Here is a 21,628-nt window from a genome sequence, read left to right as displayed (position 1 = left end):
GGCTACGCCGCCTCCGACTTCTCCCCACCGGCCAAAACCTCTGTCGCTATACCGGCCAAAATGATTGTCGCCGCGCAGGTAGCCCAGTTCATCGAGGATCACCAGGTCGACGTACATCAGCTTATGGGCGATCTGGCCTTGTTTGCCGATGGACTTCTCCTGCTCCAGTGCGTTGGTCAGCTCGACGGTCGAGAAGTAGCGCACTCGCTTGCCGTGGCGTTGCACGGCCTCAATTCCGATCGCTGAGGCGAGGTGCGTTTTGCCGGTGCCGGGGCCACCGATGAACACGACGTTGTGTGCGCTTGCGAGGAACGACAGGTCACTGAGTTCTCGAACCAGCGCTTCGTCGACGTGCGCCTGCGCGAAGTCGAAGCCCTTCAGGTCGCGGTGAGCCGGGAAGCGAGCGGCGGTCATCTGATAGGCGATCGAGCGCACCTGTCGCTCCGCCGTCTCGGCCATCAGCAGCTGCTTCATGAAGCGCTCCGGGTCGAACTCCGTGTGACGCGACTGCGCCAGCAGCTCTGGCCAGGTGCTCGCCATGCCATGCAGTTTGAGCCCCTTGAGCTGGGCAGCGATGTCGTTAGACATGACGGTCCTCCGATGGGTTGGCGCGCAGGGTTTCGTAGCGGCTCACGTCGGCGGCCGGCTCTTCGGTAAGCTGGAGTTTCGTCGTCGCGAGGTTGGTGCTCGTGGTGGGTGCCTTCAACCGGCTCAGCACGTTCAGAACGTGCTCCCCACTGGGGCGTCCCGAGTCCAGCGCTGCCTGCACGGCAAGCAGCACGGCATCGAGTCCGTGTTCGCGCACCGCGGCGAGCACCTGCGTCATGATGCGATCGCCTCCCGGGTGCTTCAGTAGGTGCCGCTGCAACTGCTGCAGCGGCTGTGGCATCGTGACGAACGGAGCACCGTTGCGCAACGCGCCGGGTTTGCGCTCGACCAGCGTGATGTAATGGCGCCAGTCGTAGAAGGTCATGTGTCGCTCGAAGCTGCGTTCGTGACGTGCGATCTCCTGGGCATCGGCGACGACGCTGAGATATGCCGGATAGCAGCGTACGCTCACCAGTTGGTTCGTGTACTCGGTGGGCACGCTGTAGCGGTTGCGCTGGAAGTGGATGAGGCTGGTCGACGACACCCGCAGCGTCTGCTCGACATAGCCGTCGAACGGGCGTGGATTGGGCATCAGCCTGGTGCGCTCGTCCTGCAGCACGTCCTCGACCGTCAGCTCGGGCCACTGCGGGTGCCGCATCTGCCAGGCCTGACGACACTGGCCCGCGACCCATTCGTTCAGAAGCTCCAGCGTTTCCCAGCGTCGTAGCGCAGCCTCGTGCCAGATCTGGCGGCGCCGGTCCTGCACGTTCTTCTCAACGATGCCCTTCTCCCAGCCGGCGGCACGGTTGCAGAATTCCGGCTCGAACAGGTAATGGCCGCACATTGCCTCGAAGCGGGCGTTGACCGCGCGCTCCTTGCCGCGGCCGACCTTGTCCACGGCGGTCTTCATGTTGTCGTAGATGCCGCGGCGCGGGACGCCGCCAAACGCGGCGAATGCGCGGGCGTGCGCATCGAACAGCATCTCGTGACTCTGGGTCGGATAGGCGACCAGCCAGAACGCCCGGCTGGCATTGAGTTTGACGTGGGCGACCTCCAGGCGTCGCCGCAACCCGCCGATGAAGGCGTATTCGCAGCTCCAGTCAAACTGGAATGCTTCGCCGGGTTCGAAGGCCAGCGGTACATAGGCCTTCCTGCGCGGGGCTTCAGCCTGCTCCTCGTGCCAGCGTCTCACGAAGGCGCTGACGCGGCCGTAGCTGCCGGCGTAGCCCTCGCCGCGGATGGCCTCGAACATGAACCGGGCTGTGCGCCGGTCACGCTTCGGGCGATGACTGTCTGCCCGCAGCCAGCCCGTCAGTTGCGCGGCCCACTCGTCGACGACGCTCGGGCTGACGCGCTTCGGGTACTTCGGCTCAACGGCATCCGTCTGCCGAAGCCAGCTGCGCACCGTGTTCCGGGACAGGCCCGTGCGCCTGGCAATCTCGCGCAGCGGGACCTTCTCGCGGAAATACATCCGCCTGATCTTGGCCAATATGCCCACCGTGATCACCTCTGTATCCCCTGCTCAAAGATTGAGCAGGGCATTCAATCACGTGGGTCAAAATTCGATGAAAATTACTGCCTCAGGTGGGTCAATTCTGCGTGGACATCAACAACCTCGGTCGAATCATTCCAAGCCGCGTTCATCGAGAACGTCACGGCGGCACTTGCGCATGCCGGGCTGAATGACCGATGAGCCGTTTGACCGCCCCTCAGCCGAGCGGCTGGGGCGATGACGCGAGCTGCTTGAGTTTCCTGCGACCTGGCGATGAGAGTCTTTCTTGATGACGAACGCGAAACGCCTGACGGCTGGGTTCGCGTCTACTGGCCGGCTGAAGCGATTGCTTTGCTTGAGTCCGGCCTAGTTGAAGAACTGAGTCTGGATCACGATCTAGGCGACGATGATCACGGCACTGGCTACGATGTGATTCTCTGGATCGAGGAAGCAGTCGCGCTTCGGGGATTCATCCCGCCCAAGATCACCGTCCACTCGGCCAACTCATCGGCAACCGCAAAAATGCTTGCTGGCATGAGATCCATAAAAAGCCTGCTCGCGCAGCGTAGCCGGCCCGATCGAAGTTAGCTTCGCCGCAGATCCTCCGTTCCACCAGGTTCGCGGCGGATATCCACAAAGAACATGCGATAGGAGAGCCATCAGGGTATCCGCCGCCGTCCGCTCAGACAACTCTTCGAGCCGGACTGCGCTTTCCGTATCTTGCGGTCCAACTTCCTCACCTGTTTCTCTAGCGCGTCGATCTTAGCGAGATAGGGCCGTAGCTCATCCATAATACGGTTCTCCCGTTCCTGTAGTTGCTTGACCGCGAACGCGTATTCCCGCTCGTATCTTAGTCTGGAAACCCGCGTATCGGACCATGCGCGGTTGAGGGGCTCGCTCTCTTTTCGCAGCTTGCGCAACTCGCGTATGGCGTTTTTCAGTTGTGCCTCGTCAGCCAACTCAGCGGCCAGTTCAGAATTCATCATGAGCTCTTCGCGCACACGTATCGATTGCTGGAAGGAGGATCGAACTCCCCGACCTCAGTAATGCGAACTCCGCGCCCTCCCATCCGGGCCATTCCGTTAATGATTGATCGCTCCATAAATCATGGTTCTCCGCCGGTTCCGGCGCGAGGGCCACATTCCGTCACCTTTGAGGCCCCACCGAACGGCGGGGCGATGCTAGTGTGGTTGGTGGTGGTCTGCTGCAACCGGCGCAAGCGGCCACCCAACAAACAGCCGTGAGGGTCGCGTGCAGACAATTGTTAGTGCCGCTTACCCGGGCCACTTCGCGTCACTTTTGCGCCGCACCGCACGACTTACGGTCCGTTGCGCTTGCGGCTATCCATCCACGCCAACCAACCAAGACGATAGGCACGTGCATCCGCAAGCGCGTGATGCATGCGTGGGTCGGTCCGGTAGCAGGCCGCCACGGTTCTGTCATAGACAGACGTGTCGATCAGCGGGCGCAGGTCAAAGTAGTCGGCAGCCAGATTGCCAGGGCGAGGCGCTCCGAGCAATGCCAGCAGAAAACGGAAATCGGTGACCGAGTCGCAGGCGGCCTGCACATGACGCGGCGCGTCGACCAGCCATTCGCGCAACGCGACTCGCGCCTGTTCCAGCGTGCGCGGTGAGCCGTCGAGTCGCGGCAAAACCTCCCGCCTGACGAACTCGGTGCAATCCGCCGGCTGCCAGGTGTCGGCCAGCTCAACATAAAACTCACGACGGCCATCTTCGGCGATCAGTGCCAGGCTGATCAATCCCGGATCAGGCTGCGCCAGGCCCGTGTATTCAGTGTCAAGAAAAAGCAGCATGAAGGCGCGGCCAGGGTTGTCGGGCGTTCATCCTTTTCATCTCATCTGGCGCGGGTTTTCCCACACCCGCGCGATGGCCGCTATGGCGGCCTTCATCACCTTGTCAAGAGCGGCTTCCGACACGCCCGTGTTCGCGTGATAGAGGTTCTTGACCTCGATGCAGATCTCTCTCAGATAATTGATCGCATCCACATCGGCGTGGAGCTGTGCCGGTTTGCCCAGAGCGCAGCGAAGCAGGTAGTCGGAAACAGCCAGTTTACGTTCACGGGCCCGGTTCTCGATCGAGAGGCGCTCGCTCGCGGTAGTCCGCATGACCAGCCGTTCGCTTTTCCGCTGGTTTTTCCTTCGACCTGCCATTGTCATTCTCCAGCTGTTTCCGGCAGAGGAAGGACTACGGGCGACTGCCAGACATCCTTCAGTATCTCCGCAAGGCCTGAAAGGATCATTTCGAGTTGTCCCACGCTGCGGTCGTCACGGTGTGTCGTCTGGTACTCAAGCTCGTCAAGGACATCATGGAGCAGAAGTAGTGCCCCCCTTTCACCATGGCTGAAACCGGACCGCTGCAAGGCACGCTGCACGATGAACTCCGAGACGCTCCGACCGCAAGCGGCGGCGGCATTCTGGATCAGCTGTTTTTCCGCTGGCGTCACACGAACTTCGAGTCGCTGGTCACGCGGATCATCTGCTATCTGAAAAACCATTTTTCCTCTTTGCCGTTCGGGTCTCGGGGCGTAGCCCTGAGTTCAAGGGAAAGGAAAGGATGGCGCCGGGGCCGCAGGCACCAAGTCATTTTTCCGTTGTACGCACAACGTATGTTGTGTGTACATTCCCCATCCTGTCCTGAAAGTGCCTCGCAAAATAGTGAACTCTGCAGTGTACGTTCCAGTGTACTTTGCAGTGAACTCGGCAGTGGAGCCCGAGTAACTGTTCGCGCCGATTGTTTCGAGCATCTTCACGTCGTCGAAACGGTCGAGGGTGGCGGGGTCCGCGCCGCCGATCGTTCCGTCGACGTTTCAGCCTGCCAGCGACACGAAGATAGAACTTCACGTGCATTCCCCTGTGAACTGGCGAGTGGCCGGGCCGGAGGACATCACAGGCGAAGCTCGATACCACGCTGGAAAAGGACTTCCGTGGGCGACATCCCCGCACGCTGCTCCTCCACCGAGTCAAGCAGCGCCTCGTGCTCGATCTGCTGCTGTTCCAGCAACCGGATCAGCACCAGGATTTCACCTTCCGCCTCAAGGGCTCGCAAACGCTCGGGCTGGTCAAATGCCCAGCGATCGGCGATGCGCCACCCGACCAGATGATAGGGGTGACGACGGAGCGCAGACAGCGTGTCTGGCGCGAGGACCTTTGACGCGATTGCCAGCGGTTGCGGATTGCCTTCAATCATGACCTTTCTCCGTGAGCGGTTTGATGTCGAGCGGGCCCAGCTTCTTGCGGGCAACCTGTAATTCCCAGCGCATCTGCAGACCAAGCCAGAACTCTGGTGTTGTGTCGGGAAATCCTGCGGCAAGCCTTAGTGCCATCTCTGGACTTATGCCAAATCGGCCGTTCAGCAGCTCAGAGAGGCACTTGCGGGTCACACCAAGTGCCTCGGCGGCTGCCGTCACCGACAACCTAGCCTTTGTGAGTCTGGGGCGTAACTGCTCGCCAGGATGACGGTAGTCCGATGTCACGTGCTGCACTCCTCTTGGTTAGTGTAACGTGACACGTTACAAAGCGATCGTCAAGCGGTATAGTGATCAGGCGTTTTCGATCAAGCTGTTTTTCCAACGTCAGAAAAAACCGGCCAAGACGAGCGCCGGCAACTCGGGACAAAACAATGACCGCCGCCGAACTGATTGCAGCCGTTGGCCGGCTTCCCGCCGATGCGCGGATGATCGTGGCAAATTATTACGCTGGCTTGGGCTACGTGGCGTCGCGTACCCGAAACCGATCCAGCACACGGACCCAAGGTCAATGCCCGATGCCCCTTACGAAGGCCGGTCCCACTCGATGAAAGCTCGTTCGGGCGTAACGGAACGGCAATCGCGATCGGTGGCCAACTGGCACTTCCTGCTCGATCTGCTCGGAACGCCCTACCGGCTAACCTGGCCGATCACTACGCATTCGCGGCGCTCGCTTGAAAGCTGCCGTCGTCCGCCTTATCGTGTCGAATTAAAGCATTAACAGTCGAATTTCCTATATTTTTTGGCCTGATCATCCCATGGGACGTCAATCCTCCAAAGACATTGAAATTGCCAAACTTCGCACGAGAGCATTAATAAAAACCCTAATGGATGAGGCTCGGTGCGACAACCCTAACCAGTTTGGCGCCTGGATCAACCGAGAGTCTGAAAGACTCGGCTGGCCGGACACTCAGTCGTCCAACAAGTGGTATCAGCTCATGGATGGAAAACTAAAAAAGCCTCCAGTCGATGTGTTGCGCATGCTAAGTCAGCTATTCCCTCATGCCGAAAAACTTTACCACGATGGCCCTTCAAATTTATGGCGGGCACTTTGGGGAGACGCGCGTGACCCAAACGTGCTCTGGCCGCTCTGCCGCACACGCTTTTCCGATGACGGCCCTTGGCACAAGGAGACCACTTGGAATGAAATCGAAGCAAAATTTGTCAACGAAAGAACATTTCGCGAAACCATCCGCGAATTCGAAGGACAGTTACTTCTTGCGATAGCGTATAACGAATACTTAACCTTCAATCATTTGACGGAAGCGATTGCGTTATATCGACTACACCAAGCGATCAATTGTTTAGCAGTCTCGGATATCGACGGGGTTGGCGCATACCGATGCGTTCGACTCTGTTTGGCCGGTTGCGTCGTTAAATTATTTTTAGATAGATTTGACGGATACAACCTCGTACGCGACGAGCTGGTGAATATGGAGGTTTGCCGTCTAACCACGGAGCAATCTTATTTTGAGTCTGTCGGCATTCAGCGACATGAGGTACTGACGTATGCAATGGATCCACTGTCGTGGATCGACGATGACACACGCTGGAAGAGTTTGAATCTGGACTGGGCGCCGAACACAGAAGCGGAGCCCGAGGACAGCGAAAGCGACTGTGACCGCTGCTACTACTGCGCTGGCGACTGGGACCCGGAATGGGGCTGCAAGGATTGTGGGCGGACCTAAGTAGGAAATTGCCACTGGCGCTGCTGCAAGTGGCGCGGCTTCTGCAGGGAGATGGAATTCGTGAGACCGGAAAGACGGAATTGATGAGACTGCCGGGATTGACGTCCCGGTAGAGCCGCGACTGGCCGCTAGTGTGGCATCGTGGCACCGGTAGATGCCTGTCTGCGAGTGCAAGTATGGTGCGGCGTTGGCCGAACGCACGTCTCGGACGAGGGACCGTCTCTAACCGGCGGGTCAAATCGTTACCACTTGATGCGCATAGCAGGTAACGATCACTTTACCTCAATGCGCTGCGAGGGGATTGCATTGAGAATCCAACATTCTTGATGAATGTAGAGCATAGAAAGGTGCGTTGCGTAATGCGTGTACGCGGCCTGGAGCACCAGATTCGTGGACGCCGACGGATTCAGTGCATGAGCATCCCTAGCCTCCACCCATTTTTTTTGCAGATCGACCGAATGCGCCAACCCCTCAGCCTTCCTTTGCTTATTAACGGCATTGGAATAGACGCCCGCATATTTGTAGGAGTCCATGATCGTCAATTTGCCGTCGCCATCGACGTCTACCGGGTTTGAAAACCACTTGAAAGCAAAAAGAAGAAAAAGGTTAGCCGGCCAAGAAACAGGCCCGGTCAAGAACATCTCTGTAGTTGATGAACTAATGCTTTCGTGCAGGTTAGTCGCACCGATAAAGATCACTTCTGGATCATTCTCATCGTCGCCCTTCGACTTACCCGCACCGATGTAGTTGAAGATGCCGGCATAACACTGCCCAAGATAGACTATCGCTCGTTGTAGCTTTGGCGAGGATTTCAAGCAGTTTAACAATGCGTATGGCGTAATCGGTTGCGCAGACGCAATTCCGTCCGGGCCGCCGTGTCCCGTCACGAACATAACGACGTTTTCGTAGACGTTGTTCGCTTGGTCGACGAAAAAATCCTTTGATTCTTTCAGAACGAATGGCGAACTCGTGCCGCTCCTTATGAAATTTTCGATCGAGACTCGATCGGCTCCGTCTACGTAGATTGCGATGTCCGCTACGCTTACGCCAGCGCGCTCCAAACACAGAACGCCAAATGCTAGATCAAGTACATGACGTGGCTCAGCGTCGCCTTGCGCGGAAAGAAATAGAACCCACCTCGTGTTCCCACCGATCAAACTCATTATTCTTAGTACCCCGGAGTCCTTTCGTTTCCACCTATCAGACGCGTGTGTTGCTCAGTGAAGTAGGCTTACGAACGTCGGAAAAATAGAACAACTCATCAATCTCGAGCTTTTCAGCGCCACCCTCTACCTCGTGCAGCACCTTACCGTTGTCATCGAGTTCAAATATGCCGGATCCGGTTTTGAGATAGAACGCAACATCGTGCTGGTCGCGCGCCAACGCATCGGTCTTGAAAAGCAGCCACTCGCCCAAGTTGACACACTCTTTGACCGAGTCATCTATCTCGGGAAGACGCTCCGACAAAATATCGTGAAGCTTCATTTCACTCTCCTGACCTAGCGTGGGCGACATATCGGCAAGCTATCGGTTGCAAAAATCAATAGAGCACACCTAACGGCCTGGTGATAAAAACGCGCCAGTGTGACACAGATGCATCGTAGTTCACTTTTTTTTCGCATGCATCCGGCAATGTACGGAATCTCTCAAAAAACCGGCACGGACCATACCGCGTGCATGACACGATGACATTTACGGATAACGGCCCGTCGGCGGAAATATGAACACTTCTTGAGCAGCCAAAGTCGGACAAGGGTTCCCGCCTGGCGGCACATGTCAAAATGGTGTGCACCCTGAGGTTGCCGGTTCTAAGACCTTGATTCGCTACCGCGGCGTAACAGCCATCGGAATGGCGGTGGCGGCTGTGCCGGACGAGTGTCGGAAAGTGGCCGGGCTGAGCCGTATCGTCGTCCGTTCAGTCTCGCGAATTCGTCGCACGCCGCAAAGACGGAATTGGCGGGTAAGTGTTTGATTTGCTGAGCCCCCCAGCCTCACGAATTCCACTTGCCCGCAGCTTCTGACCACTCGCAGTCGCGAATGTAGATTGTCCACATACTTGCCGGAGTAAGAGAAAGGTAGAAAGAAGGTAGAGGGCAAACAGCGTCCCTCAAAGCCTTTGCCAGCAAGCATCCTGGCAAGGCACCCGGAACGCTACCCCGATGAAGCGGAATGCAGCCCCGATAAAGCGGAACGCTACCCCGATGCAAGGGGAACGCTACCCCGATGGTTGTTTTGGCCATCAATCCGCGTCCACACGGCCTGCTCAATCCCTTTGGTGCTAAGTTCAATGCGCCCCGCTGCTATGATCTCAAGCCGCTCCAGTTCTTCCATGGCAGCAGTCAGCGAGCTTTTGAACTTTCGCATCGGACTGCGGTACTGCATCTTCTCCTTCAACCAGACGAGACGAAATCGTTGAATGATGTCGTCTGATGTTGCCACAAGGCGCTGAAGCGTTTTCGCCATATCTTGACCCTGCCGTATTTGCAGACGTTTCGCCCAATCAATGAAGGCGAATTCGCGATTTTCGTACAGGTTGCGCCACCTCGGATCGACCCGAACTGAGTACTCCTTGCGAACATCGTCATAGTCAAAACCGTCAAGCAAGTGCAGGGCGCCGGAAGTGCCGACCTGCAGCTTGGGCTTACCGTCGTTCGTGGCCTCGATCACGAGCATGGCGAAGGACAGCACTTTCATCGTGCGATGCAGCCACGCATACTCATACTTCCCAGTATGCCGTCCGATGGCGCGCAGAAATTGAGCGCGGCAGATGGGGACGGGCTCACCCAACGGACGCATCGTTGCCTCGTACATAATCTGCATCCATACATCGGCCTGCGCTTCATCGAGTTGCTCTCCCCAAAACTTGATGACCGCGTCCTTTCGGGTGACTAGAACGCTTTCTCGATGTAGCGTCTTCGCCCCTCTCACGACCGGAGAAAACAGGCTTGAACGGGCGATATGGTTCGGCATCGTGCGTCTGAGCTCGTCGAGACCCGGGAGAAAAAATTCCTGTGGCGCTCTTGCGGCCGGAGCCGCCGTTGCAGCGGCAGCACCACGAATCTCTGCCAACCGCGCGAGCGCAGCATCTCCAGCACCGGGCTGTCTGGCCCGCACTAATGTGAGCGTCACGAATCAACGAGCCGACTGACCCGTCGGCACTCTGCCGGAATGGATCCCCTCGTGTCGTTGCCGCGCGATCTGTTCAGCCTTCGTCGGGCGGCCGCGTCGCGGCGCGGCAGGCTTCTGGTCCGGTTCGATTGCCACAACGGCCGAGCCCACGTGTGCGCTGAGCCAATTTTCGACGTCCTCTACCCGCCAGAGCAGACGCTTTGTCCCTGGGAGCCGACAGACGGGGGGCAAGGATTGTGGGTTTCGAGTCGCGTCACTCCGAATGCTTGCGACCGATTTGCGAAGGCATTCCGCCAGTTGATCCACCGTAAGTAGTGCCTGCATGGACATTCGCCTATTTTTGCGCTATGTCACATTCGTGCACACAGCGGCGTTGGTTAGCTGATGCATGCAAGGTTGACTCTTACGGTCACCGAATTCTCGGTAGAGTTGCGCAGCGTTTTCTACCAACGCCTCGCCCAGCCTCGGGATCCTCTGTGGCGCCACAAATTTGCCACAATGAGTGTGCAAAAACCTGCGGCAGAATGCAAAACAACGCACTACATCGCAAGACGTAGTGCGTTGTTTTTATTGAATTTTTTGGTGGAGCGGAGGAGGATCGAACTCCCGACCTTCGCATTGCGAACGCGACGCTCTCCCAGCTGAGCTACCGCCCCAACAGACAACCATCATACACATGCATTTCCGCGCTTGGCAATAGGGGTTCCGTCACCCCTGACGCGTCATTTCGACGGCGCGCCCGCCAGCACCCATTCGACCACGGAACGCAGATCCGTGTCGCTCATGCGCGGGTGCGCCGGCATCGGAATCGCGCCCCAGACGCCGGAGCCACCGTCCTTCACTTTCTTCGACAGCTTCGCGACGGCCTGCGGATCGGACTTGTAGCGGGAGGCGATGTCCTTGAACGACGGACCGACGAGCTTGCGGTCCACAGCGTGGCAGCCCATGCACGCGTTGCTGCGCGCGACCTTCAAGCCGTCGCCGACGTCCGCATGCGCGGTGCCGAGCGCGCCGACCGCGAGCGCCGCTGCCGCGGCGCCTCGCACCATCCATTGCGTGATCTTCATCTGCGTCGACTTCATTGCGGCGTGGCCTTCGGGTTGCCCGGATGCACGCTCGACGAATTCGAGATCGGCGCCGGCGGTTGCAGCGGCGTGGACTGGACCGATGCATCGGGCACGGCACCGACCGTCGCGGCATCCGCGGGCGCGGCGGCGGGCTGCGCGCCGGCCGCCCCGCTCGGCGACGCGGCCTGCAATGCCTGCGCGTCCTGCGGCTGGATGTACTGGAACACCTTCACGACCTTCTCGACGCCCGGCACTTGGCTCGCCGCAGCCGCGCCGCGATTGCCTTCGTCGACCGTCACGAGACCCAGCAAGTAGATGTTGCCGCGCTCGCTGACGACCTTGTAGTAGTTCGCCGACAGCCCCTTCGTCGCAATGAACTCGGACTTCACGCGGCCTTCGAGATACGAGTCGTTCGCGCGCGACGACAGCGACGACGCCGGCTCCACCGACAGCTCGTTGACGATCGCGTTCACGTTGTTGATACCGCGCACGATTTCCTCGGCGCGCTGCTTCGACGCGTCGTTCGGCACTTCGCCCGTCAGCAGCACGCGGCGGTTGAACACCGTCACGTTCACATGCGACTGGTCCGGCAGCCCGTTGTTGATCTGGGTAAGCGACTTGACCTGGATCTCGCGATCCTCGGTCTGCGCGCCGAGCGTACGGCGATCGGTCGCGATCAGCGCGCCGCCGCCGGCCGCCGCACCCAGCACGCCGAGCACGCAGCCCTGCAGCGACATCGCAAGGCCCGCCGTCAGCGCGGCGAGCAACGTGGTTCTGACGAGCGTCTGTTTGACGCGGCTTTGATTCATCGACGGCTCTCCTTCGTTCAATCCTCACCCAGCAGCATCGCGTCGATGCCGTCGCACAGGCAGTGGATGGTCAGCAGATGGACTTCGTGGACGCGCGCCGCGCGCGAGGCGGGCACGCTGATCGGAATATCGGTATCGGACAGCGCGGCCGCGACGGCATGGCCGTCGCCGCCCGTCAGCGCGACGACGGTCATCTCGCGCTCGTGCGCCTCGTCGATCGCGGCCAGCACGCGCGGCGACGCGCCGCTCGCGTCGAGCACCAGCAGGATGTCGCCGGTCTGCCCGAGCACACGCACCTGCTGCGCGAACAGCTGATCGGCTGCGGCTGCCCCTGTGAGACCGCCCTGCGACGCATCGGTGGCCAGCGCGATCGCGGGCAGACCCGGACGCTCGCGCTCGAAACCGCCGACGAGCGACACGGCGAGGTAGTGCGCGGCGGCGGCCGACGGGCCATCCCCGCACGCGACGATCTTGTTGCCGTTCGCCAGCGCGGCGAACATCGCATCGACCGCGGCTGCGATCGGCAGCGACAGCGCGTCGGCCGCTTCGGCATGAAGCGCGGCGCTATCGCGGAAGTGTTGCTGAATACGTTCGACTGACATCGATTCCTGGTGAACTGGGCGCGTGGGCACACCGCGCGCAACGTCATGGGTGCGGCGAGTTTACCGCACTCCGGCACCCTCTCCGGGGGTATGACGAGAACTCTTTACATCTCGTCACAGCTCGCGGCTACGCATCGTCGGCACGAAATGCATCGCGCAGCCACTCGAGCCGGCCGGCCTCGAACGCGACGACGTCGAAACGGCATGCGGCACCCGCGCCGTGCCGCACCCAGAAATGGAGCGCGGCCGCGACCAGACGCCGCCGCTTGCGCCAGCCGACGCTCGCGGCCGCGCCGCCATGCCGGGTGCTCCGCCGCGCGCGCACCTCGACGAACACGAGCGTGCCGTCGGGCGTGCGCATCACGAGGTCGAGCTCGCCGCCGCGCATCGTCACGTTAGCCGCGACGAACGCGAGACCGCGGCGCTCCAGAAACTGCCGCGCGCGCTGCTCGAACGTCGCGCCAACCGATCTGGATCGCGCCGTGCCGGAAAAGTTGCCGCCGCCGGACGGCAAACCGCGCTCGCTGCCCGGCGCGGCCGGCGCCGCGTGGCACAATGCCGTCCTTGTTCCGCTTGCGCCGCGATTGCGCGCATTGCCTGCCATGACTGCCCTCCTCGAACTCGCGCAAACGCAGCACTACCCTGACGCCGCGCTCTACGTGGTCGCGACGCCGATCGGCAACACCGCCGACATCACGCTGCGCGCACTGCACGTGCTCGGCCTCGCCGACCGTATCGCGGCCGAAGACACCCGCAACACGGGCCAGTTGCTGACCCGCTACGGCATCTCGAAACCGCTCGTCGCCGTACACGAGCACAACGAACGCGAAGCCGCGCTGCGCGTAATCGAGTTGCTGCGCGCCGGCGAACGCGTCGCGTACGTGTCGGACGCCGGCACGCCCGGCATTTCGGACCCCGGCGCGCGGCTCGTCGACGCCGTGCGCGCGGCCGGCTTCCCGGTGATTCCGCTGCCGGGCGCGAGCGCGGCCGTGACCGCATTGAGCGTGGCGGGCGACTGGGCCGGCACGTTCACGTTCGCGGGCTTCCTGCCGCCGAAGCCAAAGCAGCGCGCGAGCGCGCTGCAGGCGCTCGTGCGGCACCCGTACGCGCTGGTGTTCTACGAAGCGCCGCACCGGATCGCGGACACCGTCGCCGCCCTCGCCGACGCGTTCGGCCCCGCGCGCCGGCTGCTGATCGCGCGCGAGCTCACCAAGCTACACGAGCAGTTGTTCCAGGGCACCCTGGCCGAAGGACAGAGCTGGCTCGACGGCGATGCGAACCGGCAGCGCGGCGAGTTCGTGCTGGTCGTCGAGGGTGCGCCGGCCGACGGCGGCGAAGCCGACGACACCGCGCATGACGCGCTGCTCAAGCTGCTACTGGAAGAAGTGCCGGTGAAGAGCGCGGCGAAGCTCGCGGCCGCGCTGACGGGCGCGTCGCGCAACGCGTTGTATGCGCGCGCGCTGGTGCTGAAGGAAGGCTGACGCGCGAGCACGGGCGGCACCCGCCGCCCGGCACGCGGAAACGAAAAAGGGCTGCCCGAAGGCAGCCCTTTTGCATGGACGGACGAACCGCCGCGTTACTTCGCCGAGACCGACGCCAACATTTCGTCGCGTGCCTCGCGCGCTTCCTGCGGCGACAGCCCTTCGATCTTCACGCGGCCCGTGCCGGCGTGCACGAGGCCGATCATCCTGGCAGCGGCATACGACAGGTCGAGCACGCGGCCGCGCTTGTACGGCCCGCGGTCGTTGACCTTCACGACAACCCACTTGCCGGTCGACGCGTTCGTCACCTTGATGTACGACGACAGCGGCAGCGTGCGGTGCGCGGCGGTCAGCGCATTCATGTTGAAGCGCTCGCCGTTCGCGGTGCGGCGGCCGTGGAAATCCCGGCCATACCACGATGCCCGGCCCGTCTGGCGGAAGTCGGACACATCCTTGCCGTCGATCGGCTCGGCGTCCGCCAGTGACGACTTCTTCGCGTCCTTGCTGTCGGCAGCCGGCATCGATGCCAGCGCGGAATCGAAATTCAGTTGTTGCTTGTCGTCATCCGCTTTCGCGGCCCCGGCCGTCTTGTTGACCGCGTTCTTCTGGTTGGCGCTGCCGGTGGTCTGGCTGGGTGGCACCGCACAGCCCGTCAGCGCAAAAAATAATGCGATGGTCCCGAAACGAGTCGGAAAACGAAAATTCATCGACGTGTCGCCTTCTGGTTCGGGCCGCACCGATACAACGCTGCTCAACAACGCGGATACGCGGCCCGGACGGCAAATGCGTGCACGCCCCGCTCGGATACGTGAGCAGGCGGCTAGCATGGGCGCGGCTTTCGTCTCTGCCGCAACCGTCCTGATTAGTTTTCACGTCTGGCGCAACCTGTCCCCGGCAGCCTGACCAGACCCCACATGCCGCCATCGAACATGGCTTTCACGTTCGCGCGCGTCGCGTACAGCCAACGCACAGGAACGGCGGCACAGGCCTCATCCGGCGGCGCGGCAGCAAGGCCGCAGACGGGCGCGCAGCACCCGGCCGGACAAGACGTGAGCACCGAATGCTCGGTGCTGGATACACCGCCGGACTCCCCGGCGGTCGATGCTTGACGGTGAATCCGACACCCCATTCAACGGGGTCGAAACACCAGCGAATTACGTGAATTTCACGTGCAATGGAGCGCATTATACATAAACCAAAAGCCTGTCTCGAAAAGCACCCCGTCCGGACCATTGATTCTCACTATGGCGGTAACAATCGGGATGCTCGGGGATTGCCCGCAGAAGCGTGTCCGACACCGCGCCGCAGGGCCGGCAGGTAGCGCGCGCGACCGGTACAATCGCTCCTTTTAGCCGCCGGTGCCTCCATGAAAGTCACGCTCATTCCGGTCACGCCGTTCCAGCAGAACTGCTCGCTGCTCGTCTGCGAAAAGACCGGCCGCGCCGTCGTCGTCGATCCGGGCGGCGATCTCGAACGGATCGAACAGGAAATCGCGCGGCAGAACGTGCAGGTCGAGAAGGTGCTGCTCACGCACGGCCACGTCGATCACTGCGCGGGCGCGAAGGCGCTCGCGACGCATTACGGCGTGCCGATCGTGGGGCCGCAGGAAGACGAGCGCTTCTGGATCGAGCAACTGCCGATGCAGAGCCAGCGCTTCGGCTTTCCGGCCGCCGAGGCATTCGAGCCGGATCACTGGCTGAACGACGGCGACACCGTGCAGTTCGGCGACGAGACGCTCGAGGTCTATCACTGCCCCGGCCATACGCCCGGCCACGTCGTGTTCTTCAGTCGCGCGCATCGCGTCGCGATCGTCGGCGACGTGCTGTTCGCCGGCTCGATCGGCCGGACCGATTTCCCGCGCGGCAACCACGCGGACCTCGTGCGCTCGATCAAGGAGAAGCTGTGGCCGCTCGGCGACGACGTCACGTTCGTGCCGGGCCACGGCCCGGTGTCGACCTTCGGCGACGAGCGCCGCACGAATCCGTTCGTGTCCGACAAGGTATTCGGATGAACCAGACCGCCATCCCCGAGATCTACGTCAGCACCGACGTCGAGGCCGACGGCCCGATTCCCGGCCCGCACTCGATGCTGAGCTTCGCGTCGGCCGCCTATACCGAGGACAAGCAGCTGATCGCGACGTTCTCGGCGAACCTCGAGACGCTGCCCGGCGCGCAAGCCCATCCGGTGCAGGAAGCGTGGTGGAAGACGGAGCCGCTAGCGTGGGCCGCGTGCCGGCGCGACCTGCAGGCGCCGGAGGCCGCGCTCGTCGCGTATGTCGAGTGGGTCGAGGCGCTGCCCGGCAAGCCGGTGTTCGTCGCGATGCCGGCCGGCTTCGATTTCACGTTCATGTTCTGGTACATGATGCGCTTCGCCGGACGCTGCCCGTTCTCGTGGTCGGCGCTCGACATCAAGACGCTCGCGTTCGCGATGACGGGCCTGCCGTACCGCAAGGCGATCAAGCCGCGCTTTCCAAAGCACTGGTTCGACGATCATCCGCACACGCACGTCGCGCTGGACGATGCGATCGAGCAAGGTGCGCTGTTCTGCAACATGCTCGCCGACCTGCGCCGCCAGCAGGCCGCGCTCGCGGGCCTCGCGGTAGCCGACACCGATCGGTCGGAACAGGCGGGAGCGGGACAAAACCCAACGGATCCGCGCGCAAATTAGCGAATCTCGCTCAATGACACGCCACCAGATTGCCTTTCCTTTCCCGGCCCTCTAACATTGAGCGTGTTGTAGCTGCCGCATGGAGGCGCAGGTGACGCTCGATTCCTTTTCGCAAAAAATCCTTCGCCTGTTGCAGCTCGACGCGCGCCGTTCCGTGCAGGAAATCTCCGACCAGGTCGGCCTGTCGAGCACGCCGTGCTGGCGTCGCATCAAGGACATGGAACAGTCCGGCGTGATCCAGCGCTACACCGCGCTGCTCGATCGCGAGAAGCTCGGCCTGCACGTATGTGCGCTCGCGCACGTGCACCTGACCCGCCACAACGAAGGCGGCGTCGAGCAGTTCGAGCGCGAGATCGCGACCTGCCCGGAGGTCACCGAGTGCTACAGCACGACGGGCGAAGCGGATTACATCCTCAAGATCGTCGCCCCCGACATCAAGGCCTACGACGTCTTCCTCCACGAACGGATCTTCAAGATTCCGGCCGTGTCGCAGGTGCGTACGAGCGTCGTGCTGCGCGAAATCAAGTTCGACACGCAACTGCCGCTGTAACGCGCGGCCCGCGGTCGCGGGCGCCGCTCACGCCTGCGCGGGCAGCCCGCGCGTGAAGCCGATCCGGCGCGCGCCGAACTGGCGCTTGAGCGTATCGACATCGAGCCGGCCGACCAGCGCCGCGTCGGAATCGCCGGCGCCGGTGTCGAGCGTCACGTCGATCTCGAGCCCCGTGCTCAGGTAGTGCAGGTTGATCGTGGCCGCGTGCAGCCCACGCTGGGCGAGCGCGGCCTCGAGCCGCGCCGTGATCTCGTCGCGCGGCGGCAGCGCGAGCGCCGGACGGCGCGCCGCGTCGTTCTCGGGGTCCACATGGATCAGCGCGTCGAGCACGCGCGGGTCGGACAGCACGCGCGCACGCGCGCTTTCCGCGATGTAGTGCCCTTCGGATACGGAAATCATCGGGTCGACCAGAATGTGCGCGTCGACGAGCGCCGCATCGCCCATCTTGCGCGTGCGCAGGTCGTGCACGTCGCGCACGCCCGGGGTCGCCGCGAGCAGCGCGCGGATCTCGGCCGTGGCGGCAGTGTCGAGCGCGCGATCCGACAGGTCCTGCAGCGCGTCATAGCCGAACGTCCAGCCCATGCGCGCGACCATGAAGCCGACGATCGCGGCGGCGATCGGGTCGAGCAGCCGCACGCCGGCGAGACTGCCGACGATGCCGATCGCGACGACGAGCGACGATGCGGCGTCCGAGCGCGCATGCCATGCGTTCGCGACGAGCATCGCCGAACGCACGCGCCGCGCCTCGCGCAACATGTAGCGGAACAGCGCCTCTTTCGACACGAGCACGGTCAGCGCGACGATCAACGCGGAAAAATGGACGGCCGGGATGTTTTCGAGATTCACGAGACGGTCGCCGGCGCGCCAGAGCATGCCGATGCCGACCGCGATCAGGATCGCACCGAGGAACAGCGACGCGACGGTCTCGTAACGGCTGTGTCCGTAATTGTGATCGGCATCCGGCGATGCACCACTATGGCGATTCGCAACCAGTACGACAAAATCCGAGATCAAATCGGAAATCGAATGGACGCCGTCGGCAATCAATGCCTGCGAATGCGCAACCACGCCGACGACGATCTGAAATGTCGCAAGCACGACATTCAGCACGATACTGACGAAGGTGCTCTTGCGCGCAACCGCGTGCTTATCCGCGCTTTGCGCGTCGTCGGAAAACGTGGACATGAAATACGAGATATCGGTTGGGATACGGAATTCTACCAAACGATGCCCGCGGGGCATTCCGATAACCTCGAATTTTCCATTTAAATCAACCGCTTATGCGAACGGGTCGCATTTTCATTCACGCGCCGTTTATGACGTTTTCATGACAAGACGCATACATTCGGATGCCACAGTACAAAAAAGCCGCGCTCCTGAACGGACACGCGGCTCTTTTTGAGGCGACGACTTAAACAGTTGTTTAAATCGCAAACTGTTCGCGGTTCTTGCCGGCGATCCAGCGCGGCGGCTTGCCGCGGCCCGACCACGTCGCGCCCGTTTCCGGATCGCGATACTTGGCCGCCACGCCTGCGCGCGGGCGACCGACCTTGCCAGCCTTCGCGCGGCTGAGGCCGAGGTCGGCGAGCGAAAAGCCGTAGTCGGCAATCTTCTGCTTCACGTCATTCAGCACTTCGGCGTATTCGCGCGACTTCGCTTCTTCGATTTGCTTCTCCAGCTTCTCCCGCTGGGCCAGCAGGTCCTTGTAAGAAGACATAGTTTCCCTTTCTATATGATCAATGGCACCGGTCTGCAGCCGGCTCACCATTCTTGAAATATTTGTGCCTCGGATTTTGAAGGCAGAGATTAGCACAAAAAAGATTTGATAGAAGCGGGATTCATGAAAATCCCGAGACCAATTGTAATTCACGCGTGTCATTTTGACCGGCCACGGCCTTTTCTCAAATTTTTACGCGCTTGCGTAGAGATTAGGACATTACCGATCCGGTAATAGGCCTATCAACATACGCAATTACCCTGCGTGCAGAAAAATAGAAGCTTTCATCAGGCGACAAGTTTGCGAAAATCATACGGCGCAGGCCGCTAAACAGACAAAGCGGTATCCGCGGCGTCACGTCACATCCCGCGCGCAGACCATCAACCGTTCGCGCAACGCATCGGCGTCGCCCGGCACCGGGTCGAACGGCGTGCGCACTCGGCGGCCGTCGCAGCGCCAGTCGGCGCCATGGCGGTCGACGCCGAGCAGGTCGAGCCCGTCGCGGCGCGCATCGCTCGAGTCGTACGCGTCCCACAACGCCCGTTCGTCCTCGAACACGAGCGGCGGCAGCACATCAAGGCCCGAGCCGTCCACCCAGCCCATTCGACCGAACCCGCCGATATAGCGCAGCCGCTCGATGTCGAGCGCCCAGAAGGTGAAATCGCCCAGCGCGAGATAGCGCGCGGCGTCGGGTTGGTAGCGCGTGTAGCGTGCGGCGACATGCGGATCGTCGCCGAGCTGCACGAAGCGGCCGAGCAACGTCGCGCGCTCGGCGTTCAGCACGTCGCCGTCCGGCGCGTCGACGACGAGGAAGCCCGCGCGTGGATCGGCGGCGAGGTTGCGCGTGTGCTCGGCGAGGCCGCTCACGAGAATCACGGGCCGATGATTCGCATCGGGTGCGAACGGCACGACCGTCGGATAAGGAAAGCCTTGCGGGTCGCGCGCGTGGGTCGCGAGCGTACCGAGCGCGCAGCGGTGCAGCAGGTGCAGGGCAAGGGCGGGATCGATGTTCACGGTGACTCCTGCGGTCGGAAAGCCTGGGCGGCAAGGATGGCGAAGACGCGCCGCACTGGAACGCGTCGGACACGCCGCCTGCGCACCGATGTTACCTGCGGCGGCGGCCCGCCGGGCATCGGCCGAACGGCTGACGCGACCCGCGCAAGCGGCGTGCGCGCCGATCATGATCGGCCTGACGGCCAGCGCGCCGGCAAGACCGTAAGCGGTTCGATAGAATCGGACGAATCCGACGGGCGCGACGCGCCCGCGCATTGTCCATTCAAGAGCGTTCCGTGTCCGAAACTTCCTCCCGATCCTCGTCCGACTTCGCCGCACCGCCCGACGCGCATCGCGTGCTGGCCTTGCCGGTCCGCCAGCGCGCACGCACGGCCACGATGGCTCTGTTCTTCGTCGCCGGCATGATGTACGCGTCGTGGGGCGTGCACGTGCCGACCGTGCGCGACAAGTTCGCGTTGAGCCCGGGGCTGCTGTCGATCGCGCTGTTCGCGGTCGCGGGTGGCTCGATCGCCGCGATGCTGACGATCGCGCGCTGGATCGCGCGCGTCGGCTCGCGCACCGCGTGCCTCGCGGGCGGGCTCGTGATGTCCGCCTGCGCGGCGCTGATCCTCGTCGTCCCCGATTACTGGATGCTGCTCGCCGTGCTCGCGCTGTTCGGCTTCTCGATGGCGACGCTCGACGTCGCGATGAACGCCGAGGCGAGCGCGGTCGAGATCGCGCTCGGCAAGCCGATCATGTCGTCGCTGCACGGGATGTTCAGCATCGGCGGGATGTCGGGAGCGGCGGCCGGCGGCACGCTGCTGTCGGCCGGCATGGCACCGGCCGTGCATCTCGCGCTTGCGGCGGCCGTCAGCGCGGCGGTGCTGCTCGCCGCGAGCCCCTCCGTGCTGCCGCACGTCCCGCATCACGAACACGCGCACGGCGGCGGCAACCGCTGGCGCTCGCCCGCGCTGTGGATGCTCGGTGGCATCGCGCTGATCGCGCTGATCGCCGAAGGTGCGATGTACGACTGGGCGACGGTCTATATGCGCGACGTCGTCGCGGCGAGCCCCGCGCTCGCGAGCGCCGCCTATGCGGCGTTCTCCGGCGGGATGGCGATCGCGCGTTTCGCCGGCGACGCGGTGCGCGCGCGTTTCGGCGCGCCGCAACTCGTGTTCGCGAGCGCGTCGCTCGCATGCGCCGGGATGATCGGCGCACTGCTGTTGCCGAACCCGATCGCCGTGCTGACGGGCTTCACGCTGATGGGCCTCGGCCTCGCGAACATGATGCCCGTGCTGTTCGCCGCCGCTGCACGCGTGAAAGGCATCCACGCGGCCGAAGGCCTCGCGCACGTGGCCGGGCTCGCGTATTTCGGACTGCTGTTCGGTCCGGTCGTGATCGGCGCGGTCGCGCAGACCGCGAACCTGACCGTCGGCCTGTCCGTCGTCGCGCTGTGCGCGGCGCTCGTCGCGGCCGTCGCGCCGAAGGTCCTCGCACACCTGAAGATCTGACCGCACGGCGGGCACGCCGCCCGCTGCGAGGCCGCCAAAAAGAAAGCGCGCCTGCGTTGCCGCAGGCGCG

General features: G+C 62.4%; 27 protein-coding genes and 1 tRNA gene. 8 read left to right on the top strand and 20 right to left on the bottom strand.

Annotation, left to right across the window (positions count from 1 at the left end):
* The coding region (locus tag DIE23_RS28640) for an ATP-binding protein (protein ID WP_260436184.1) at positions 1 to 588 on the bottom strand (588 nt) is incomplete at its 3' end.
* Positions 581 to 2,059 (bottom strand): IS21 family transposase, encoded by a 1,479-nt coding sequence (gene istA / locus DIE23_RS28635; protein ID WP_409364260.1) that lies wholly within the window; start codon positions 2,057 to 2,059, stop codon positions 581 to 583. The genes DIE23_RS28640 and istA, both read right to left, overlap by 8 nt.
* A gap of 294 nt (positions 2,060 to 2,353) precedes the next feature.
* On the opposite strand from istA, the gene DIE23_RS28630 reads away from it, so the two are divergent.
* The gene (locus tag DIE23_RS28630) at positions 2,354 to 2,668 is read left to right on the top strand and encodes a cyclic-phosphate processing receiver domain-containing protein (RefSeq protein WP_124615183.1); all 315 of its coding nucleotides are present in this window, start codon (positions 2,354 to 2,356) and stop codon (positions 2,666 to 2,668) included.
* A 71-nt stretch (positions 2,669 to 2,739) separates the two neighbouring features.
* Here the strand turns inward: DIE23_RS28630 and DIE23_RS28625 are convergent, their stop codons facing one another.
* The 6 genes from DIE23_RS28625 to DIE23_RS28600 all read right to left on the bottom strand — a co-directional run bounded on the left by DIE23_RS28625 (position 2,740) and on the right by DIE23_RS28600 (position 5,572).
* Positions 2,740 to 3,066, bottom strand: a complete 327-nt coding sequence (locus DIE23_RS28625; RefSeq protein WP_260436183.1) for a hypothetical protein — start codon at positions 3,064 to 3,066, stop codon at positions 2,740 to 2,742.
* A 332-nt stretch (positions 3,067 to 3,398) separates the two neighbouring features.
* Complete coding sequence (locus tag DIE23_RS28620; protein ID WP_124615182.1) at positions 3,399 to 3,893, bottom strand: hypothetical protein; 495 nt, start codon at positions 3,891 to 3,893, stop codon at positions 3,399 to 3,401.
* Positions 3,894 to 3,929: 36 nt separating this feature from the next.
* Positions 3,930 to 4,250, bottom strand: coding sequence for a plasmid mobilization protein (locus DIE23_RS28615; protein ID WP_124615181.1), 321 nt, complete (start codon positions 4,248 to 4,250; stop codon positions 3,930 to 3,932).
* Positions 4,251 to 4,252: 2 nt separating this feature from the next.
* Complete coding sequence (locus DIE23_RS28610; protein ID WP_124615180.1) at positions 4,253 to 4,594, bottom strand: plasmid mobilization protein; 342 nt, start codon at positions 4,592 to 4,594, stop codon at positions 4,253 to 4,255.
* Between the two features lie 389 nt (positions 4,595 to 4,983).
* Positions 4,984 to 5,286, bottom strand: a complete 303-nt coding sequence (locus DIE23_RS28605) for a hypothetical protein (protein ID WP_124615179.1) — start codon at positions 5,284 to 5,286, stop codon at positions 4,984 to 4,986.
* On the bottom strand, positions 5,279 to 5,572 hold the full coding sequence (locus tag DIE23_RS28600) for a HigA family addiction module antitoxin (protein WP_124615178.1): 294 nt from the start codon (positions 5,570 to 5,572) through the stop codon (positions 5,279 to 5,281). The genes DIE23_RS28605 and DIE23_RS28600 overlap by 8 nt, the downstream gene beginning before the upstream one ends.
* A 28-nt stretch (positions 5,573 to 5,600) precedes the next feature.
* On the opposite strand from DIE23_RS28600, the gene DIE23_RS28595 reads away from it, so the two are divergent.
* A complete protein-coding gene (locus tag DIE23_RS28595; protein ID WP_124615177.1) occupies positions 5,601 to 6,065 on the top strand; it encodes a hypothetical protein in 465 nt (154 codons plus the stop codon).
* 37 nt (positions 6,066 to 6,102) lie between these two features.
* Positions 6,103 to 7,032 carry a hypothetical protein gene (locus tag DIE23_RS28590; protein WP_124615176.1) on the top strand — a complete coding sequence of 310 codons (930 nt, stop codon included), beginning with the start codon at positions 6,103 to 6,105 and terminating at the stop codon, positions 7,030 to 7,032.
* A 272-nt stretch (positions 7,033 to 7,304) separates the two neighbouring features.
* Here the strand turns inward: DIE23_RS28590 and DIE23_RS28585 are convergent, their stop codons facing one another.
* The 8 genes from DIE23_RS28585 to DIE23_RS28545 form a co-directional block, all read right to left on the bottom strand.
* Positions 7,305 to 8,195 carry a hypothetical protein gene (locus DIE23_RS28585; protein WP_124615175.1) on the bottom strand — a complete coding sequence of 297 codons (891 nt, stop codon included), beginning with the start codon at positions 8,193 to 8,195 and terminating at the stop codon, positions 7,305 to 7,307.
* Positions 8,196 to 8,232: 37 nt separating this feature from the next.
* Positions 8,233 to 8,517 (bottom strand): hypothetical protein, encoded by a 285-nt coding sequence (locus DIE23_RS28580; RefSeq protein WP_124615174.1) that lies wholly within the window; start codon positions 8,515 to 8,517, stop codon positions 8,233 to 8,235.
* 708 nt (positions 8,518 to 9,225) lie between these two features.
* Positions 9,226 to 10,161: a plasmid stabilization protein gene (locus tag DIE23_RS28575; protein ID WP_124615173.1), complete on the bottom strand. Its 936-nt coding sequence runs from the start codon at positions 10,159 to 10,161 to the stop codon at positions 9,226 to 9,228.
* A 580-nt stretch (positions 10,162 to 10,741) separates the two neighbouring features.
* Positions 10,742 to 10,817, bottom strand: a tRNA-Ala gene (locus DIE23_RS28565).
* 66 nt (positions 10,818 to 10,883) lie between these two features.
* On the bottom strand, positions 10,884 to 11,243 hold the full coding sequence (locus DIE23_RS28560) for a c-type cytochrome (protein WP_124615171.1): 360 nt from the start codon (positions 11,241 to 11,243) through the stop codon (positions 10,884 to 10,886).
* Positions 11,240 to 12,037, bottom strand: coding sequence for a BON domain-containing protein (locus DIE23_RS28555; RefSeq protein ID WP_124615170.1), 798 nt, complete (start codon positions 12,035 to 12,037; stop codon positions 11,240 to 11,242). Before DIE23_RS28555 ends, DIE23_RS28560 begins: the two co-directional genes overlap by 4 nt.
* 17 nt (positions 12,038 to 12,054) lie before the next feature.
* Entirely contained in the window at positions 12,055 to 12,639 is a 585-nt protein-coding gene (locus DIE23_RS28550) for an SIS domain-containing protein (protein WP_059691549.1), read from the bottom strand.
* Positions 12,640 to 12,766: 127 nt separating this feature from the next.
* On the bottom strand, positions 12,767 to 13,195 hold the full coding sequence (locus DIE23_RS28545; RefSeq protein ID WP_185646551.1) for a YraN family protein: 429 nt from the start codon (positions 13,193 to 13,195) through the stop codon (positions 12,767 to 12,769).
* Positions 13,196 to 13,241: 46 nt separating this feature from the next.
* Between DIE23_RS28545 and rsmI the strand changes: the two genes are divergently transcribed.
* Positions 13,242 to 14,120: a 16S rRNA (cytidine(1402)-2'-O)-methyltransferase gene (rsmI, locus tag DIE23_RS28540; protein WP_124615168.1), complete on the top strand. Its 879-nt coding sequence runs from the start codon at positions 13,242 to 13,244 to the stop codon at positions 14,118 to 14,120.
* A 95-nt stretch (positions 14,121 to 14,215) separates the two neighbouring features.
* Here the strand turns inward: rsmI and DIE23_RS28535 are convergent, their stop codons facing one another.
* Positions 14,216 to 14,827 (bottom strand): septal ring lytic transglycosylase RlpA family protein, encoded by a 612-nt coding sequence (locus DIE23_RS28535; protein WP_124615167.1) that lies wholly within the window; start codon positions 14,825 to 14,827, stop codon positions 14,216 to 14,218.
* Between the two features lie 659 nt (positions 14,828 to 15,486).
* Between DIE23_RS28535 and DIE23_RS28530 the strand changes: the two genes are divergently transcribed.
* The 3 genes from DIE23_RS28530 to DIE23_RS28520 all read left to right on the top strand — a co-directional run bounded on the left by DIE23_RS28530 (position 15,487) and on the right by DIE23_RS28520 (position 17,337).
* Entirely contained in the window at positions 15,487 to 16,131 is a 645-nt protein-coding gene (locus tag DIE23_RS28530; RefSeq protein ID WP_124615166.1) for an MBL fold metallo-hydrolase, read from the top strand.
* Entirely contained in the window at positions 16,128 to 16,787 is a 660-nt protein-coding gene (locus DIE23_RS28525) for an exonuclease (RefSeq protein WP_124615165.1), read from the top strand. Before DIE23_RS28530 ends, DIE23_RS28525 begins: the two co-directional genes overlap by 4 nt.
* Positions 16,788 to 16,866: 79 nt before the next feature.
* A complete protein-coding gene (locus tag DIE23_RS28520) occupies positions 16,867 to 17,337 on the top strand; it encodes an Lrp/AsnC family transcriptional regulator (RefSeq protein ID WP_006477376.1) in 471 nt (156 codons plus the stop codon).
* A gap of 27 nt (positions 17,338 to 17,364) precedes the next feature.
* On the opposite strand, the gene DIE23_RS28515 is transcribed toward DIE23_RS28520, so the two are convergent.
* The 3 genes from DIE23_RS28515 to DIE23_RS28505 all read right to left on the bottom strand — a co-directional run bounded on the left by DIE23_RS28515 (position 17,365) and on the right by DIE23_RS28505 (position 20,068).
* On the bottom strand, positions 17,365 to 18,522 hold the full coding sequence (locus DIE23_RS28515) for a cation diffusion facilitator family transporter (RefSeq protein ID WP_124615164.1): 1,158 nt from the start codon (positions 18,520 to 18,522) through the stop codon (positions 17,365 to 17,367).
* Positions 18,523 to 18,760: 238 nt separating this feature from the next.
* A complete protein-coding gene (locus tag DIE23_RS28510; protein WP_039324408.1) occupies positions 18,761 to 19,054 on the bottom strand; it encodes an H-NS family nucleoid-associated regulatory protein in 294 nt (97 codons plus the stop codon).
* Between the two features lie 354 nt (positions 19,055 to 19,408).
* Entirely contained in the window at positions 19,409 to 20,068 is a 660-nt protein-coding gene (locus tag DIE23_RS28505) for a HugZ family protein (protein WP_124615163.1), read from the bottom strand.
* A gap of 275 nt (positions 20,069 to 20,343) precedes the next feature.
* Between DIE23_RS28505 and DIE23_RS28500 the strand changes: the two genes are divergently transcribed.
* On the top strand, positions 20,344 to 21,558 hold the full coding sequence (locus DIE23_RS28500) for an MFS transporter (RefSeq protein ID WP_124615162.1): 1,215 nt from the start codon (positions 20,344 to 20,346) through the stop codon (positions 21,556 to 21,558).
* Positions 21,559 to 21,628 lie beyond the last annotated feature (70 nt).

Source organism: Burkholderia sp. Bp9143, assembly GCF_003853645.1.
Taxonomy (GTDB): domain Bacteria; phylum Pseudomonadota; class Gammaproteobacteria; order Burkholderiales; family Burkholderiaceae; genus Burkholderia.
The sequence above is the reverse complement of the archived record's forward strand: the minus strand, read 5'-3'. Positions and strand labels throughout refer to the sequence as shown.